Here is a 17791-nt window from a genome sequence, read left to right as displayed (position 1 = left end):
TTAATCAGGCAAGCAGGTCCTCATAGAACGAGCCGAACGGCCTTGTAGGGTGAGCAAGCTGGATCTCCAGGATCCAGAGCCCGGCTTGCGGATGCGGATCGAAATTTCCAAGATTGCCGGCCTTGAAGATTGCGTGCGGGAAATCGCTCACGCGATGCCCTTTGATGTCGAGATTCAATTTCCACCCTAGCGCCGACGCACGCTCCGCCGCATAGTCATACAACGCCTTGCCGCCGGCGCCCGTCGTTCGCCAATGATGCTCGACCTCGTCAAAGACAGTCTTTGCCGCATCCGCGCACGCTTTCATCTCTGCATCTGCTCCAACCACGAACGTTGCGCCTGCATCGCCTTCATGCCCTATCCAGACCACGCCGAGATCGACGAAAAAAATATCGTCGTCTTTGAGCCGCGGATCTGTCTCGGAACGTTGCTTGAACGTCCGCAAGGTGTTTTCTCCGAACCGGATCAGAATGGGGTGCCAGATTCGTTCCATCCCGAGTGCCTGCAGGACCTGCTGGCACTCACTCACTGCTTCCGACTCAAGCATTCCGGGCTGAATTCGTGCCGCCACCTGTTCGACGACCTCCCACGTTTTGTCGCGCGCGTAATGCATTGAATCGAGAACGAATTTCTCTCCGACCGCTTGTTGTTGGCCTCGTTGCAAGGTATCGCTCACTCACGCTCTCCCGTTTCGCTATATTCCGATAAATATATCGCATTCTACGCGGGGCCTGCTGGCGCCCGGATAGTCTCAACGCGCGGGGCGCAGTCGCGCCGTTCGCGAGAAGAAATCCAGTTCTCGTCTAAATATGGATTCCTACATAAATAGATTGCTTGGCAAGCACCGCAACCAACGCTTAGTTCCTCGAGCGTGAAATCAATCCGAAAGCGTGGTCGTAAGCGGAATAGACCCATGACTTCTGAAGGACGGAGCACGATATTCCCAAATATTGAGCCGCAGAACCTTCTCCGTTCCGACGTCCCGTCTAGCCCGTCCATCAAAATAGTCCGACTAGTTAAGGGTATACATTGATTAATTGGTCAGGCCACTGTTCTAGCATGTCGATACGTCGTCATTCGACCGTGCGTGCCCTTGAGCATGCGAGTTCCACGGAGCGTAGCGACGCCCGGCACCGGCCCTTTCCGGCCACGCCAACAGGTGAAATGAGTTGTTCAAAAACTACGACACGGGAGATCGGTATGGCACAAGATCGGGAAGACCTGGGTGAAGTACAAAGCGTGCGTCGGGGATTGCTTCAAGGCGCTGGCCTGACTGCAGCGCTGGCAATGCTAGGCGGCGTGATCACACCGGCGCAAGCCGCGGACGCCGCCCCGTTTCCGGCACACAAGCGCTGGAAGATCGTATTCGTTAACCACGTCACAACAAACCCCTTCTTCGTTCCCACGCAATACGGCATTCAGGATGCGTCCGCGTTGCTAGGATTCGATTACCAATGGACCGGCTCGGCCAATGCCGATGTGGGCGAAATGGTCAACGCGGTGAATGCGGCCATTGCCGCCAAGGCCGACGCCATAGCGGTTCCTATCGTCGACCCTAAGGCTTTTAATACGCCGATCCAGAAAGCACTCGACGCAGGCATTCCGGTATTTGCCTACAACGCCGATGCCCCCAGCGGCAGCGCTAACCCGCGCCTCGCGTATATCGGCCAGGATCTGTATTTGTCGGGCTATCAAATGGGCGAGCGTATCGCCAGCCTGGTAGATAGCGGTCTCGTCGCACTGTTTATCGCGACGCCCGGCCAGCTCAACATCCAGCCGCGGCTCGACGGCGCAATCGACGCGATCAAGAAATCGGGCAAGAAAATCGATACGCAAACCATTGCGACCGGCGCGACGGTCAACGAAGAACTCTCGAAGATCAAGTCGTTCTTCCTTGGGCACCAGGATCTGAAAGGCATGTTCGCCGTCGATGCAGGCAGCACGCAAGGCGTCGCCCAGGTCATGAAGGAGTCCAACCTGCCGTCTAAGGGCGTGCACGGCGGCGGCTTTGATTTGTTGCCGCGCACCGTCGAGCTGATCCACGACGGCTTCCTCGACTTCACGATCGATCAGCAACCTTACGTGCAGGGTTTTTATACCGTGCTTGAAGCGTTCATCTTCCTGACCTCGGGCGGACTAGTCGGGCCGGCGAACATCAACACGGGCCTGAAGTTCGTCACGAAAGGCACGGTTGACCCGTACCTGACCACCGAGACGCGGTATGAAGGCAAGAGCACGAAACCTCAGATCGTGCCGCGTACGGGTGCGATCAAAGGGTGACCACTCCCGTGACGGATGCCACTCGGGCGAACCGGCGCCCAAGGTTATGGCCGGGCGCGCTGAAGCGATCCAGCGAGATCCGCATCCTTGCGGTCGCGCTGATCCTCAGCGCGTACTTCGAGACGGCCAACCACGACTTCCTGCTGACTAGCGCGAGCCTGGAAAACCTCTCGCAGTTCATCGCGCCGGTGGCCATCATCGCCTTTGGCGAAATCATGCTGATGATTGGCGGGGAGATCGATCTTTCCGCCGGCATGGTCTTCGCATTTGCGCCTTTCATCATGCATTTCGCGGGCGAGGCAGGCGCGCCCGAATGGCTCGCCCTGCTGACCGGCTTGCTGGCAGCAGGCTTGGTCGGCCTGATCAACGGCGCGGTGACGGTGTATCTGCGCATCCCCTCATTCGTCACCACGCTCGGCACGCTGTTCTTCGTGAATGGACTGACGCTGACGCTGTCACGAGGCACGCCGGTTTCACCCCATGAGGGCACGATATTTTCGGCGTTCATGGGCGAGTGGGGATACAGCGAAATCATCTGGACCATTGCTATCGCTGCAGTCATGCATGTCTTGCTTCGCCATACCCGATGGGGCTTGCATACCATCGCGGCGGGCGCGAACCAGCTAGGCGCAAGCGAAGCGGGAATTCAGGTCAAGCGGCTGAAACTCGGCAACTTTGTGATTGCTGCGTTGCTTGCCGGTTTCACCGGCATCCTGGAGGGCTTCAGGATAACGTCCATCGATCCGCAGGCAGGCGGCAACCAGATCATGTTTCTCGCCGTCGCCGCTGCGGTGATCGGCGGCACGCCTCTCGCCGGCGGTTCGGGCACGATCATCGGCGGACTGATTGGCGCGGCGGTTCTAGGGATACTCAACGATGGATTCACGCTCATCGGCATCAACGCGTTCACGTTCAACATGATTCTCGGCGCGGCAATCCTGGCGGCCATGATATTCAACATCCACATCGCCCGTCTTGCACGCAAGGGAGACCTCTGATGGCCGACGTATCAGCAACTGCGCCGGCGGGAACCACGGGGACGGCCGCGTTGCGGGGTGAAGATATCGTCAAACGTTTTGGCGCGGTGACCGCACTCGACGGCGTGTCGCTGACGCTCAGGCAAGGCGAGATATTGGGCGTGCTCGGCGACAACGGCGCGGGCAAATCGACGCTGATCAAAATCCTTACCGGATTCCATCAGCAGACGGGCGGCAAGCTGTTTATTGGCGACGAAGAAACGCTGCTTCGCTCAGTCGATCATGCGCGGTCGCTCGGCATTGAATGCGTCTATCAAGACCTGGCGCTGGCGAATTCGCTCAGCATTTATCACAACATGTTTTTGAATCGGGAGATCGTCCGGCGTGGTCCGTTTCGTCTGTTGAATAACAGCGCCATGCGTAAGCGTGCAGAAGAATGCCTGGAAGAGATTGGCGTGCACGTGCCGTCCGTTGATCTGCCGGTCGAGCAGCTTTCGGGCGGGCAACGCCAGGCGATTGCCGTTGCCCGTGCGGTCAATTCGAATGCAAAGATCCTGCTGCTCGACGAACCGCTTGCGGCAATGGGCGCGCGCGAGGCGGGACTGATTATCGATCTGGTTCTACGGCTGAAGGAAAAGCAAGGGCTCTCCATTGTCATGATCATGCACAACTACGCGCAGACGCTCGATATAGCGGATCGCGTCATGCTCATGCAGCGTGGCCGCGTGACTTACGAGCGGGAAGCGGCCAGCACGTCGGTGGCTGAGTTAATGGATATCGTGCGGCGCGAATATAGGTCCATGCGAACGGGCGCGAGTTAGCCTGGCCGAATTGCACGACTACGATTCAAACGCTGCTTGCAACGCAACCAGGAACCGCAAGTAGGCGGTCGCACCCGGATCCGCATGCCCCACGCTGCGCTCCTGCACCCACGCAGCACGCCCCTTTTGCGATTGCAGTCCAGCAGTTTCTTCGACTCGCTGCTGTGCTGTCGCGATCATCGCTGCAAGCATTTCAACGGCTGTACCGGCCGACGACTCGAGTGTGTCAAGGCTCGGAATCAACGCATCGAGAACGGTCTTGTCGCCGACCTTGGCTTTCCCGCGTTCGGCAATCCGCCCCGCTATCGCGCGCCCGATCTCCAGCGCCTCCGCCTTTCCGACCGACGTCTTCCCTGCCATTACCTTCGATGCCGCCATCAAACCGCCACCCGTCAATGCCGCGAAGGTGGACGGGTTCGCGGTAGAAAACGCCTTCCCGGCGCTGAGCAGAATATCGGCCACGGTCGCGTCCTCCGGCAGACCATCCAGCGCTTTGATGACGGCAGCGGCGCCAGCCGACACCGTGATGCCCAGGTCCCCGTCACCCAGCGCGGCATCGAGATCGCGTAGCTCATCGGCGTGTGCAGGCAACGCGCCCAAGCTGCGCGCAAGCACCTCGCGGAGTTCCTTGCAGGTAACACTCATCGCATGTTCTCCTGATTAATTCAGCTGCTGGTCATTCACGAAAGAACGGCGAGCGCGCGGGCGCTGCCAGCAGCGCTTCAAGTTCATCGTCAACCTGCATCACCGTGATCGATGCCCCGGCCATTTCCAGGCTCGTCACATACTCGCCCACATACGATCGCGCGATAGTCAGCCCCTGGTCCGCGAGCATGCCGGCCGCTCGCCGATACAACACGTAAAGCTCTTCCAGCGGCGTCGCGCCCAGCCCGTTCACAAGAATGGCAACGCGCGAGCCCTTCGGCAACGCGAGATCGCGAAGGATCGCGCTGGTTAGCCGGTCGGCAATTTCATCGGCGGTTTCCAGCTTGCCGCGATGCGACCCCGGCTCGCCATGAATGCCGATGCCAATCTCCATCTCGCCATCGGGCAACGTGAACGTGGGCTTGCCGGCGGCGGGCAGAATAGTCGGCGACAACCCGACGCCCATCGTGCGGCTCTGGCTATTCGCCTTGCCGGCAATGCGCGCGACTTCGTCGAGTGAATCGCCCCGCTCCGCCGCTGCGCCCGCGCACTTGAACGCGAACACCATGCCGGCCACGCCGCGCCTGTCCGCGCTTCGTTCAGCCGGTGCAGACGCCACGTCATCAGTCAGGACGACAGTCTTGATGTCGATGCCTTCGAGCTCCGCCATGTCCGATGCAAGGTCGAAATTGAAGACATCGCCGCCGTAATTGCCATACACATAGAGCACGCCCGCGCCGCCATTCACTGCCTTGGTGGCCTCGAAGATCTGCGCGGATGACGGCGATGAGAACACATTGCCAACGGCCACACCGCCGCACAAGCCCTCGCCCACATACCCCAAAAAGCCCGGCATGTGCCCGGAGCCGCCGCCGGTCACAATGCCGACACGGCCTTGCTTGGGCGCGTCAGCGCGCACCAGCGCGCGTCGGTCCTCGGTGGCCGCCTTGATCCATCCGGGATGCGCGAGCAGCAATGCATCGATCACTTCATCGACAAAATTCTCGGGCTGATTGATGATTTTTTTCATGGATATCGTCTCCTTGAAGCGCGGTTTTTCCCGGTCGATCTGACAACGATGTCATCCGGCGCGCGGGGTTTCAGTCGTCTTTTTTTTAACGGCTGCGTTCAAAGCTTGCGCCGTTGGCTGACGGCGTCGAGCAGCACCGCCGCGAAGATCACGCCACCCTGAATGAATTGCGTCCAGAACGGGTTCACGCCAAGCAGCGACAGACCAACGTTGATCACGCCGATCAGCACCACGCCAATGAACGTGCCGACAATCGAACCACGACCGCCGGCAAGCGAGGTGCCGCCGATCACAACCCCGGCAATCACCTGCAGTTCCAGGCCATTTGCGGCCGATGGCAGCGCCGAATTGAGCCTTCCCGCGAGTACGATGCCTGCCACCGCCGCCGTCGCCCCAGCGAGCGTGTAGGTGAGGAAGATCACGCGATTCACGGGGATACCCGCAAGCCGCGCGGCCTCCTTGTTGCCGCCGACCGCGAACACCTGATGCCCGAAGGTCGTCTTGCGCAGCAACACGTGACCGATCACGAACACCACCAGCATCACGATCATCGGTGCGGGCAAGCCGGCGAGCGTCTTCGCACCGAATGCAGTAAACACGTTAGGGAAGTCGAACTTGGTCCGGCCATCGGAAATAGCGAGCGTGAGTCCACGCGCCATGGCCATCATTGCCAGCGTCACGATGAACGGCACCAGCCTGAGCCACGCGACCGACAAACCATTCAGCGCGCCGACCAGCGCACCCACCGCCAGCGCCACGCCCAATCCCCCGATGCCGAGCGCCACGTTGCCGGGGCTAGACCCCGCCATCACGGTCGCCGCGACCATGCCGCTCAGCGCGACCAGCGAGCCCACCGACAGGTCGATGCCCGACGTGATGATCACGAAGGTGCCGCCGACCGCCGCAATGCCGACCACGGACACCTGCACCATGATGTTGGTGAGCGTGCTGGTGGTCAGGAACTCGGGCGATGCTATCGACAAACCGATGCAGATCAGGATCAACGCCACCAGCAGCGGCCCAAGACCCGTCCGCAATTGCCGGATGATGCGGCGGGAGCGTGCTTCCGAATCCGCCTGGTTCGCTGCCGTGGAAGTCATGCCCCTACCCCTGTTGTAGCCCACTGAATAACTGTTTCGGAATCCGCATTATCGCGGGGAATCTCGGTGACGATATTGCCCCGGTACATGACCAGGACCCGATCCGACATGCCCAGTAGTTCCGGCAATTCCGAACTGACCATGATGACGGCCGCGCCCGCTCGCGCCATCGACACCATATGCGCGTAGATCTCGGTCTTGGCGCCTACATCGATACCGCGCGTGGGTTCGTCCAGCATGATCACTGCCGGCTGCGTGGCCGTCGCGCGGCCGAGGATGACCTTCTGCTGATTGCCGCCTGATAAATTGCCGGTGATCTGCAAGACCGACGACGCACGCACACCGAAACGCGCGCTGGCTTCCTGCGCGAGCTTGCGCTTTTTCGTGTTGCTGACGAAGCCACCCGTGGCGAGCGCGAGCAAACTGGACAGCGCGACGTTTTCTTCGATGCTCGCTTCGAGTACAAGCCCTTCAAGCTTGCGATCCTCGGACGTGTAAACAAGTCCATTTCGAATGCCTTCCGCCGGCGAGCCGATAGAAACCTTTTTGCCCCGTATCAGCACTTCGCCGCCGCTTAGCGGCAGTGCGCCGAAGATCGCCTTGAGCAACTCGGTGCGCCCCGCCCCGGCGATGCCAGCAATCCCCACGATCTCGCCTGCGCGCACGCTGAAAGTAGCGTTACGCAGCACTGGCGGACTGGCGAGATTGCGGACCTCCAGCACGACTGGACCATAGTCGCGCGGCTCCCACGGATAGAACGAATCCAGGTTCCGCGCGACCATGGCCTGTACCAGATCCTGCTCGGTCCACTTCGCCATCGGACGTGCGCTGACGGTTGCGCCGTCGCGCATGACGACGGCCGAATCCGCGAGTTCGAAGACCTCTTCAAGATGATGCGAGATAAAGATGATGCCCATGCCGGCTTCGCGCAAACGCCGGACCACGGCGTAGAGATTGGCGATGTCCTCGCGCTGCAGCGCGGCAGTGGGCTCGTCCATGACGAGAATGCGTGCGTCGCGCGCCAGCGCCTTGGCAACTTCGACAAGCTGGCGTTTATTCAAGGGCAGGTCGCCAAGACGCATGGATGGCGAGACGCCTTCGAGGCCCACTTGAGCAAGCGCTGTTCGGGCCATTTCGTTGGCCTTTTTACGCAGCACAAGACCGCTGCGTGACGGCATCCGGCCGAGAAACAGGTTCTCGGCAACCGTCATGTCGTTGACCAGCGAAAGCTCTTGATAGATCACGGCCACGCCGGCGTCGATAGCTGCGTGCGTACCGCGTGCGAGAGGCCGGCCATCGATCTCGATGGTGCCTTCGTCCGGTTCGTAGGCGCCCGAGAGCGTCTTGATCAACGACGACTTCCCCGCACCGTTCTCACCAACAATAGCCATGACGTGACCGGCCTGCAATTCAAGGCTGACGCCTCGCAGCGCCTTGACGCCGGGAAAGCTCTTGACGATACCTTCCATGCGCAGCAGCGGCGCTGCAACGGCCGTGGTGGCCGTGGAGTCACCATCGCTTACGTCCAGACCCCTCTCACTGTTCATGTTCGAGTCTCAATGGATATCGATGAACATCACTCGATATCACGTGCACATTCACATGCGAGTGCGCGCTCCTGAATGTGCAAGAGCGCGCCTGAGCAGCTTACTGACTGACTTGCTCCGACCAGAGGCCATATTTCTTGGTCTCATCGGAGTCGATGTTGCTCTTGTCGATCAGCAAGGTCGGCCATGCATAGTTCGCCGGGACCGGTTTCTTTGCGCTGTAATCCGCGATGAAACTCAGCGCCTTCGCCGACATCTCGATCGGGTTCTGCGAAATGGTCGCGTCCTGCTTGCCCGCGCGAATGGCAGACAGCGCCTGTGCCGTGCCATCCGCGCCAATGATCATGATGTGCTCTTTGTCACCGAGCGGCTTATAGCGCCCGGCGTTGTCGATCGCCTTCTCCGCACCCACGGTATTGTCGTCGTTCGCCCCGAACACGGCGTCGATCTGCGGGTACTTTTGCAAGATGTTCGTCATCGCATTCAGCGACTTCTCCTGATCGAACGCGCCTTCCTGACGGGCGACCACCTTGATGTCCGGGTACTTGGCGATCGCATCGCTGAAGCCCTTTTCGCGGTCCGTGGCAGCCGTGGTGCCGACCAGTCCAATCAGGTCGACCACGTTACCCTTCGCGGATCCATAACGCTTCTTCAACTGGTCAGCGATCCAATTCGCGCCCGTTGCGCCGAGCGCCACGTTGTCCGACGCCACGAACGATGTCACCTTGCCGCCGTCCGAGCCGCGGTCCAGCGTGAACACGGGAATGCCCATGGAGTTGGCTTTCTCGACAGCGGGGATGATCGCCTTCGAATCGATCGGGTTAAGCACCAGTGCTGTTACGCCCTGGCTTAGCAGGTTGATGGCGTCGTTGACCTGTTGCTGCGCGTCGCCATTGGCATTGGTCTGGACGAGATCGAATCCTTGCGCCTTGGCGCCTTTCTCGACCCCTGCTTTCAATCCGACGAAAAACGCGTTGTTCAGCGTGGAGACAGAAAAGCCGACCTTGACCTTGCCGCCGCCCGCACTTGCGGCGGGCGCGGATGCTGCTGCGTCGCTGGCCGCGGCGCTCGCTCCCGCATCAGTCGATGCCGTAGTCGACGACTCGTTCTTCGAGCAACCGCTTAGCGCCGCGGCCGCGCAAAACACTAACGCTCCCGTCGATGCACCGACCTTCGTCCATCCGTCGAACCGTTCTGAATTCCAGGCCATAACCGTCTCCTTTGTGTAAGTTATAAAGTGAGTTCTAGCGTAAGTCTTAAAAGAAGATTGAGATTCCCTTGCATCTTCTTTCACTTCGATCGACAAGTTTCCAGCTAGCGGACGAGCCAGAACTTAGCGATATTCCTCAACGATATTCAGTCTAGCGAAATACAGTCTTATCTGGTCGAATGCTATCCTCGCCAACCGCAGCGCGCCATCCCCAAAATCGCAAGCAACCGTTGCAGATTTGGAGCACATCCATCCCGTTCAAACCTTCTTGCGCAAACCATATCCCTTGAATTTCTCAATGACCTCGTTGATCGCTTCATCGGACAAGACTGGCGGCGTCCCGATCTGGCAAGCCAGCAAATACTGCTGCGCGAGGACTTCCACTTCGTTGGCAAGCCATAACGCCCGGGCGAGATCACGTCCAATAGCAATCACGCCATGATGAGCAAGCAAACACGCCATGCGGTCTTTCAAAGCGGCAATGGCATGCTCCGATAAAGCCTGACTTCCGAAGGTCGCATACGGCGCGCATCGAATGGAATTGCCGCCCGCGACCGCCACCATGTAGTGATGCGCAGGAATATCTTTACTATGGATTGCCAGCGCGGTCGCCGCATTCGAATGGGTGTGCACGACCGCGTTGATCTCGGGCCGCGAACGCAGGATGTCGCGATGAAACCGCCATTCCGTCGATGGCCGGCTTTGCTCGAACACCGCTGCATCATCGGCCACGTCCAGCGGCAACCAGACGATGTCCTGCATTTGCAACTCCGCATAGGGAACACCGCTTGGCGTAATCAGCAAACCATCCTGCCATCGCGCGCTGATGTTGCCGGAGGTCCCCTGGTTTATCCCAAGGCGCTGCATTTCGAGGGCGGTCTCGATGACCTCTCGTCGCAATGCAGTCTCGGCAGCCGGCGTGCTGTTCACAACGCACCCCCGTTCGATGAAAACAGCGCGGCGAAGTTTCTATCGAAGGGCTGCCGCACAATCCCGCGTTCGGTGATGAAGCCGGTCACAAGATCATGAGGCGTGACATCGAAGGCCGGGTTGCGCACTTTGATATCGACAGGCGCGGTGGGATGCCCAGCCAAGTGCGTCACCTCATGGTCTTGCCGCTCTTCAATCACTATGTCCGACCCGTTCGCTGTCAGCAGGTCGAGCGTTGACGACGGACACGCAACGTAGAACGGTATGCCGAAATGACGCGCGGCAATGGCCACGCTCAACGTGCCAATCTTATTGGCGAAGTCACCGTTAGCGGCCACCCGGTCCGTGCCGACAATCACCAGGTCCACCAAGCCCTGCGACATGATGGACGCCGCCATGCTGTCGGTGATCAGCGTGACGTCCACTCCCGCTCTTTGCAGTTCAAACGCTGTCAGGCGTGAGCCTTGCAACAACGGCCGGGTTTCATCGGCGAAGACACGGAAGGACACGCCTTGCTGATGAGCCATGTAGATGGGTGCCGTCGCGGTGCCTATACCTGTTGTCGCCAATGCGCCCGCGTTGCAATGGGTCAGCACGCCGCAGCCGGGCGTGATCAGGGATACTCCATGCTCACCGATGCCGGCGCAAAGCGCCTGATCCTCGGCATGAATCTTCATGGCCTCGTCAACCAGCAACTTGTACAGCGTGCCTGAGTCTTGCGACGCCGAGCGTTGCGCAGCGGCCAGCATGCGCTTGAGGCTCCAGCTCAGGTTCACGGCCGTCGGCCTTGCCGAATCGAGGAAGCTGGCTTGCTGAGTTAGTTGCGACTGAAAATCTTCGATGGAGAGGTGCTGCAGCGGTTGCATCGCCACACACAATCCATACGCCGCAGCCACCCCGATCGCCGGCGCTCCGCGCACTCGCAACTCGTGAATCCAGCGCCATACGTCCTCTACTCCGCTCACTCGCTCGACCACGACGGCTTGCGGCAAACGCGTCTGGTCCAGGAGATGCAAACCGCCCTCTTGCCAGGCAAGCGTCGCGGGAAGGGCTTCTGAAGCCGCCTGCAAAACCATGAGTTCTCCAGATTCAAAAATTGTCGTGAGCGGCGTTGCATCAGGACGTTCGCCGGCTTGACCGGCATCGGCTGTGGTTAGCGGGCTCACATAGGTCACGCCAGCCCCTCGCTTTGCGACCGGACGGTCCTGGCGTGAGCCAGGACCTCGTCGATACCGTCGAACTGCTGGCGTTGTACAAGCAACGCTTCAGCAAACCGCAGACAACGGACTTCAATCTTTGCGCGCACGGCTTCGTCGGGGATGCTCGTGATTTCCGCGACCTTCGCCATGCCCACAATCCGGCGAATCATCTTGCAGCCGGCGAATCCAAGTGCGTCCGCGAAAAGCCTTCGCATGAAATGGGTTCGGAATGCTTCCGAGCACGCTTCGTCAGGATCGTCGCCAATGAAATGCTGTCTGCTGCTGCGCTCATGATCCCGCCAGAGATTCAGGAACTTGATCGAGAAGCCGTTCCAGATCTGCGCAGCCTGCTCGAGCAGCCATTCTTGATAGTGCTCGGGATCTTTACCCTCCATGCGTCCATGCCAGTCGCGAGAGAAATACGCCAACCAGAGATTCGCGAGGATCGCGCCGACATCGAAACCCATGGGACCGTAGAAAGCGAACTCCGGATCTATGACGAACGTTTCGTCCTGATTGACCATGATCGAACCGGTATGCAAGTCGCCATGCAGCAAACTCTCCGCACGCGTCATGAATGCCCATTTCATTTCCGCGACGGCAATGCGCAACGCCGCCGACGTTCTGAGCCGTTCTACCGCAGCGCGAGGCAAGGCCGGGCTGTAAATGTTTGACGGATGATCCTCGAACGGATAAGTAAAAACGAGGTCCTCCGTGATCTTGCAAAGCTCGCTGTTGACCGACGCCGCAACGGCCTCCTTCTTCACACGCGGCGCCAGAAACAGATCAGAACAGAAGAACAGCGTATGCGCCAGATAGGTGGAGAGGTGATCGCCAAGCTTTGGATAAACGGTGCCTTCCATCAAGCCTTGTCGCAAGATCTTGTGGGAGGACAAGCGCTGCATGACCATCAGGAACAGCTCACTGTCCGCGTGATAAACCTCGGGCACGTGTTGTGGGCACAACGCGCCGAACCGGCGCAGCGCCGCGACCTCATGCTCCATACGCTGACGCGTCAGCGGCCAGCTCGTTCCCACCAGCCGCAGGAAAGGCGGTGCTTGTTTGACGACCACGCTTTTCTCGGGTGCCTGAGCATTGCTGACGAAATAAACGAAATTCAGATTACCGTCGCCGACTTCGACTACGTCCAGTTCGTTCGTATTGCCGAGCATTGGACGCACCGCCGGAACGCCACTAAGGTAGGCCGTCAGCTGAGCAGAATTCAACGCTTCAAATTCCATCGATTCCCCCTTCACAGACTTCCTCGGGCTTGACTCTCGGGCTTGACTTCGCGTGGCAGGCTAATGGCAGCTTCAGTGGCGCTTACGCACCAGATCGAACTTGAAGATGCTGGTGTTGTAGTAGTCATTGCTGTAACAAATGGGTTTGCCGGTATCGTCGAAATCCACTTCATCCAGCAACAGGAATAGACCCACTCCCTCCCGCAGCTCAGGCAAATCCCGCGAGGTCAGGATCGTCGGTTGAATCGAACTATGCGTATGCGACAGGCGGACCCCGGTGCGCTCGAACATCGCGAACAGGGACTCCCCCATATTGCTGTCGGCTTTGTCGTATAACGCCTTCGGCACGATGTCGATGCAATACGCTGCTATGGCGTCATTGGCCCACCGGACCCGCTCGATTCGTACACATGGGTCACCTTCCTGCAACGCCAGTTTTTGCGCGAGATTTTCTGACGCCGCAATAGGTTCTATCTGCAAACGGCTGGTCGACGGAACCGCCCCGACACTCTTGATCATGTCGGTTACGGACATCAGATCATCCAGACCGCCTTCCAGCTTCAGCGAAATTTGTCTGATGAACGTGCCTCGTCCCTGGATACGCGATAAAAGCCCATGCGAAATCATCTGCGCCACGGCTTCGCGCAGACTGGAACGACCTACGCCGAGTTGCTCGCATAGTTCTATTTCGGTGGGGATTTGATCGCCTGGCTTCAGAGCCCTTTCACGAATCATGGCGCGCAGGGATTCCTGTATTTTCTCGCTCATCGATCGCTCTACACTGAGGCGCATGATTCGTTTTTTTGCGTTGGTTTAGTGCAAGATACATCAGACGTCTGATGTTTTCTTCAGGACTTACCCTGATTTTTGGGAAGGGATTTGCGGCCTTAAGGCGAGGCGGCCATGACGTTGCGTCATGTGCGTCGCCTTTCGCGGATGACCTATGATTGGGGATTTAAATCACGCCCGCCCCCGAGGACTTCGCGCTAATGCCCTCTTCAATCCGTAACTCGCTCGCCTGGATCTTCGAAGCATTCGAGGACGATTCAACCTACATCGGCAAACGGATGTTTGGCAGCGACGCTGCCTATATCGACGGTCTGCTGTGTCTGGTCGCGGCTGATCGCGACCCGCCGTGGAACGGCTTGCTGGTGTGTACATCGCAAGACCGCCACGCCGCTCTCATGGACGAAATGCCCGCGCTGCAACCGCATCCAGTGCTGGGTAAATGGCTTTACGTACAGCAAGACGATCCGGCATTTGAAACCATAGCGGAGCGGATGACGGCGCTCGTGCTGGCACGCGATCCGCGCGTGGGGGTCGAGCCAAAACCCCGCAGGCGTGGCGCGAAGGCCACGCCGTCAACGGGATAAGCACGAGGGCCAGCGTTCTTAAATCGACTTGATTAAATCGACTTAACCTCGCCGCCGTCCATTCGAATGGCGGAGCCCGTCATCCACCGGGCCGCTGGTGAAACCAGGAATGCCATCAACTCCGCAATGTCTTCAGGCTCACCGTAACGCGTGATCCCCACCTCGCCCGGGAACCTGACGGTTGCCTCCTCGACCGTCATGTTGTGAAGCGGCGCCCAGTGCTCGAGATAAGAGCGCCTGCGCCCTGTCATCACGGGCCCCGGCATCACGCTGTTTACCTGCACGCCGTCCGTGATCCCCTTGTCAGAAAACGCCTTCGCAAGCGCAATGATCGCCGCGTTGATGGTCCCAACCGCCGCGTACGGTGCTTTGGGAAAGAGCGCCGAATTCCCTGAGATCAAGACAACGGAACCTTTCGAAGCCATGAGTGCGGGCCAGGCTTCAATGGTCAGGCGGCGCGCGCCGTGCAACTTCAGCGCCATGCCTGCATCCCACTGCTCGTCCGTCATCTCCAACACGTCGATTTGAGGCACAGCGCCTGCAATATTGAGCAACGCGTCAATGCGCCCGAATTTGGCGAGTGTTTGTTCCACTACCTCCTTCGCCGACGAACGGTCGGACAGGTCCAGGTCAATCACGAGGGGTTCCGCACCGGCCTCCCTGACGGCTGCAGCCGTGTTCTCAAGCTTGGCGCGATTGCGCGCAACCAATACGATCGACCCGAAATCCCGTGCGAGACGGACTGCAGTCGAGAAGCCGATGCCCTGGCTAGCTCCCGTAACAAGAGCGACTTTGTTCGACATTTCAATTCTCCTAAGTATATGAAGGCGTTCGCTTCCAGTCGTGAACGACTACCCTTTCGCAACAACCCGGATCATCGGGAAAGGAATTCACCCATCGCCGCAGCGATCTCTGTCGCATGCGTTTCCAGGGCGAAGTGGCCGGTATCGTAAAAGCGGATTTCAGCATCGGGAATGTCCCGCTTGAACGCCTCTGCGCCCGGCGGAAGGAAGAACGGGTCGTGCTTTCCCCATACCGCCAGAAACCGCGGCTTGTGCGTGCGGAAGTACTCCTGAAACGCCGGGTAGAGAGCCACATTGCTCTTGTAGTCACCGAACAAATCGAGTTGAACTTCGTCGGCGCCCGGGCGGGTCAAGTAGAAGTTGTCCAGCGCGGTACCGTCCGGCGAGACTGCAGCCTCATCGGGCACGCCATGGGTGTACTGCCAGCGTGTCGTCTCCGGCGCGAGGAAGCCGCGAAGCGCTTCGCGATTCTTCTCGGACGCGTCTTGCCAATACGCACGGATAGGGTTCCATCCGTCGCTCAAGCCTTCCTCGTACGCGTTACCATTCTGCGAAATGATCGCGGTGATACGCTCGGGATGCTTGGCCGCAATCCGCAAACCCGTCGGTGCGCCGTAGTCGAACACATACACCGCGAAGCGATCGAATCCGACCACTTCCGTAAAACGATCGATGACGTTGGCGATGTTGTCGAAGTTGTACTTGAACTGCTCGCGAGGCGGCATGTCGGACAGGCCGAACCCGGGGAGATCCGGCGCGATGATATGGAAGCGATCGGCCAGCAACGGGATCAGGTCGCGGAACATGTGGCTGGAACTGGGAAAGCCATGAAGCAACAGCAGCTTGGGTGCGCCCGCAGGCCCTGCTTCACGATAGAAGACGTTGAATCCATCGACATCCGCGGTACGGTACGTGATACCAGTCATGGTGATACTCCTCGTTGAGTCCTACAGTTGCGCCACATGCTCCCGGCGATAAAGCGACGACATAGACATGAACGCCAAACCCTTTGGGTTGAATGCGTCGAGTCCTGCCGCTACAACGAAACTCTCGATCTTTCTCTCGATCTATGAAACACGCACTTCACGCACGGCCTGAAGAATCAGGTCAACCACACAATCCGGTGCAGTGATAATCGGCGTGTGGTCGACCTGATGCACGCTCACCCGCGCCTTCATGCGTTCGGCCATAAAGCGCTGGGTCTCCGCGACAATCATGTGATCTTCCTCCGCCAGCAGATACCAGCTCGGCACGTCCTTCCAAAGCGGGCGTCCGATTGGAACGCTGATACAAGCCGGCGAGATCGGACGCTGAACCGCGGCCAATACCGCCAACTCTTGCGCCGAAGCGTTTTGTGCAAAGGCCAACGCAAACGCTTCCTCGGGCAACCAGATCAAGCCGTGGTTATCGGGCGCAAGCTTGGGCGCCGTAGAGTGCGGCTCGTTTCGATAGAACACATCGGCGACCGTTTCGCCCTCCGCCGGGGCAAGCGCGGCGACGTAGACCAACGCCTTGATCTTCGGATCCCGCGAGGCGCCAATGACCGCGCCGGCATACGCATGCCCCACCAGCACAACAGGTCCGTCGATCCGCTCCAGGGTTCGGTCAAGGGAAGCAACGTCATCTTCCAGTGTCGTCAAGGGCACTGGGACAGTAACCGCGTTAATACCATTTGACTGGAGTCCGATTATCACCTTGCTCCAGCTTGATCCGTCGGCCCACGCTCCGGGCACCAACACAACTTTCACATCGCTTTCGGCCATTTTCTCTCTCCTGTGGTCATGGGCAACCTGTCTGGGGCCGGCGTCATCGCAGCAAGCTAACCGTCAGGTGAAGTAACCCTGTCAATGCATTTGAGAAGGTTATTCGAGATTGTGATAACCTGTCAACAGTGATTTAGAAGGTTATTTTTGATCCACCTTGAATTCCATTGAGGTAGCCATGCCGCAGCAACTTCCCGCAATGTTCATAGCCGACTCGCCCGGCCTGGATTTTTTGAATTCGATAGCGACACCCGTCGACGTCCCGATCGACTGGATCGACGATGGCGAGGGCCTGCTGGCCTGGCTCGAGCAGTCGAAACTGATACCCGTGGATGTGCTGCACACGATGCGCGACCGCGCGATGCCCGGCGAACTGGATCGCCTGGCGGATCAGGCGCGCAGTCTGCGCGAATGGTTCAGGGTGTTCGTCCGTGAGCGCAAGGGCAGGACGCTGGGGGCTGCGGATCTGCGCAAGTTAGAACCTCTGAACCTGCTGCTTGCACGCGATGAAGCGTTTGGGAAAATCGTCGCGCATGAAGAAACTGCGACAGGTGCTCTTACGTTTGAACGCACGCGGCGTTGGAGTTCGCCGGAATCATTGCTTTTGCCGATTGGAGAAATCCTGGCGAAGCTAGTGTGCCAGGAGGACTTTACTTACGTGAAAGCATGCGAAGGTCCAACCTGCACGCTGCTGTTTGCGGATCACACGCGGGGGCACGCGCGGCGCTGGTGCAGCATGGCAGCATGCGGTAACCGGGCGAAGCAAGCGGCGCATCGGAACCGGATCAAGGAGCAAGGTTAATGTTATCCGGATACCTAACTAATTCCGGATTGATCCCTTATGCAAAGAGCGACGGGGCCCAAGAAGGATC

Annotated in this window: 18 protein-coding genes; 5 read left to right on the top strand and 13 right to left on the bottom strand. The window is 59.1% G+C overall.

The window, feature by feature from the left end; genetic code table 11:
• Positions 1–4: 4 nt before the first annotated feature.
• Positions 5–676: a M24 family metallopeptidase gene (locus ACSQ83_RS09360; protein ID WP_436227940.1), complete on the bottom strand. Its 672-nt coding sequence runs from the start codon at positions 674–676 to the stop codon at positions 5–7.
• A 524-nt stretch (positions 677–1200) separates the two neighbouring features.
• Between ACSQ83_RS09360 and ACSQ83_RS09355 the strand changes: the two genes are divergently transcribed.
• From ACSQ83_RS09355 to ACSQ83_RS09345, 3 genes are read left to right on the top strand one after another with little or no spacing between them, the layout of a single operon-like run.
• The gene (locus ACSQ83_RS09355) at positions 1201–2280 is read left to right on the top strand and encodes a sugar ABC transporter substrate-binding protein (RefSeq protein WP_414954712.1); all 1080 of its coding nucleotides are present in this window, start codon (positions 1201–1203) and stop codon (positions 2278–2280) included.
• Positions 2281–2288: 8 nt separating this feature from the next.
• Entirely contained in the window at positions 2289–3278 is a 990-nt protein-coding gene (locus ACSQ83_RS09350) for an ABC transporter permease (RefSeq protein WP_436227939.1), read from the top strand.
• Positions 3278–4078, top strand: a complete 801-nt coding sequence (locus tag ACSQ83_RS09345) for an ATP-binding cassette domain-containing protein (RefSeq protein ID WP_414954710.1) — start codon at positions 3278–3280, stop codon at positions 4076–4078. The genes ACSQ83_RS09350 and ACSQ83_RS09345 overlap by 1 nt, the downstream gene beginning before the upstream one ends.
• A gap of 18 nt (positions 4079–4096) precedes the next feature.
• On the opposite strand, the gene ACSQ83_RS09340 is transcribed toward ACSQ83_RS09345, so the two are convergent.
• The 9 genes from ACSQ83_RS09340 to ACSQ83_RS09300 all read right to left on the bottom strand — a co-directional run bounded on the left by ACSQ83_RS09340 (position 4097) and on the right by ACSQ83_RS09300 (position 13748).
• The gene (locus ACSQ83_RS09340; RefSeq protein WP_436227938.1) at positions 4097–4723 is read right to left on the bottom strand and encodes a DAK2 domain-containing protein; all 627 of its coding nucleotides are present in this window, start codon (positions 4721–4723) and stop codon (positions 4097–4099) included.
• Between the two features lie 31 nt (positions 4724–4754).
• Positions 4755–5753, bottom strand: a complete 999-nt coding sequence (locus ACSQ83_RS09335) for a dihydroxyacetone kinase subunit DhaK (RefSeq protein WP_436227937.1) — start codon at positions 5751–5753, stop codon at positions 4755–4757.
• A 98-nt stretch (positions 5754–5851) separates the two neighbouring features.
• Positions 5852–6853, bottom strand: coding sequence for an ABC transporter permease (locus ACSQ83_RS09330; protein WP_436227936.1), 1002 nt, complete (start codon positions 6851–6853; stop codon positions 5852–5854).
• Complete coding sequence (locus tag ACSQ83_RS09325; RefSeq protein ID WP_436227935.1) at positions 6850–8400, bottom strand: sugar ABC transporter ATP-binding protein; 1551 nt, start codon at positions 8398–8400, stop codon at positions 6850–6852. The genes ACSQ83_RS09330 and ACSQ83_RS09325 overlap by 4 nt, the downstream gene beginning before the upstream one ends.
• Positions 8401–8500: 100 nt before the next feature.
• Positions 8501–9610, bottom strand: a complete 1110-nt coding sequence (locus ACSQ83_RS09320; protein WP_436227934.1) for a sugar ABC transporter substrate-binding protein — start codon at positions 9608–9610, stop codon at positions 8501–8503.
• A gap of 258 nt (positions 9611–9868) precedes the next feature.
• Positions 9869–10540, bottom strand: a complete 672-nt coding sequence (locus tag ACSQ83_RS09315; protein ID WP_436227933.1) for an L-fuculose-phosphate aldolase — start codon at positions 10538–10540, stop codon at positions 9869–9871.
• On the bottom strand, positions 10537–11616 hold the full coding sequence (gene mtnA, locus ACSQ83_RS09310) for an S-methyl-5-thioribose-1-phosphate isomerase (protein ID WP_436228071.1): 1080 nt from the start codon (positions 11614–11616) through the stop codon (positions 10537–10539). The genes ACSQ83_RS09315 and mtnA overlap by 4 nt, the downstream gene beginning before the upstream one ends.
• Positions 11617–11711: 95 nt before the next feature.
• Positions 11712–12980, bottom strand: a complete 1269-nt coding sequence (mtnK, locus tag ACSQ83_RS09305; RefSeq protein WP_436227932.1) for an S-methyl-5-thioribose kinase — start codon at positions 12978–12980, stop codon at positions 11712–11714.
• Between the two features lie 72 nt (positions 12981–13052).
• Entirely contained in the window at positions 13053–13748 is a 696-nt protein-coding gene (locus tag ACSQ83_RS09300) for a GntR family transcriptional regulator (RefSeq protein ID WP_414954702.1), read from the bottom strand.
• A 221-nt stretch (positions 13749–13969) separates the two neighbouring features.
• Here ACSQ83_RS09300 and ACSQ83_RS09295 point away from each other — a divergent pair, with 221 nt between their 5' ends.
• Positions 13970–14353, top strand: a complete 384-nt coding sequence (locus ACSQ83_RS09295) for a hypothetical protein (RefSeq protein WP_436227931.1) — start codon at positions 13970–13972, stop codon at positions 14351–14353.
• A gap of 32 nt (positions 14354–14385) precedes the next feature.
• Here the strand turns inward: ACSQ83_RS09295 and ACSQ83_RS09290 are convergent, their stop codons facing one another.
• The 3 genes from ACSQ83_RS09290 to ACSQ83_RS09280 form a co-directional block, all read right to left on the bottom strand.
• Positions 14386–15156, bottom strand: coding sequence for an SDR family oxidoreductase (locus tag ACSQ83_RS09290; RefSeq protein WP_436227930.1), 771 nt, complete (start codon positions 15154–15156; stop codon positions 14386–14388).
• A 71-nt stretch (positions 15157–15227) separates the two neighbouring features.
• Positions 15228–16082, bottom strand: coding sequence for an alpha/beta fold hydrolase (locus ACSQ83_RS09285; protein WP_436227929.1), 855 nt, complete (start codon positions 16080–16082; stop codon positions 15228–15230).
• Positions 16083–16223: 141 nt separating this feature from the next.
• The gene (locus tag ACSQ83_RS09280) at positions 16224–16919 is read right to left on the bottom strand and encodes an alpha/beta fold hydrolase (RefSeq protein WP_436227928.1); all 696 of its coding nucleotides are present in this window, start codon (positions 16917–16919) and stop codon (positions 16224–16226) included.
• 178 nt (positions 16920–17097) lie between these two features.
• Here ACSQ83_RS09280 and ACSQ83_RS09275 point away from each other — a divergent pair, with 178 nt between their 5' ends.
• Complete coding sequence (locus ACSQ83_RS09275) at positions 17098–17721, top strand: CGNR zinc finger domain-containing protein (protein ID WP_436227927.1); 624 nt, start codon at positions 17098–17100, stop codon at positions 17719–17721.
• Positions 17722–17791: the final 70 nt, after the last annotated feature.

This window comes from Caballeronia sp. LjRoot29 (genome assembly GCF_964252755.1).
Taxonomy (GTDB): Bacteria; Pseudomonadota; Gammaproteobacteria; order Burkholderiales; family Burkholderiaceae; genus Caballeronia.
This window is presented reverse-complemented; position numbering and strand designations above follow the sequence as displayed.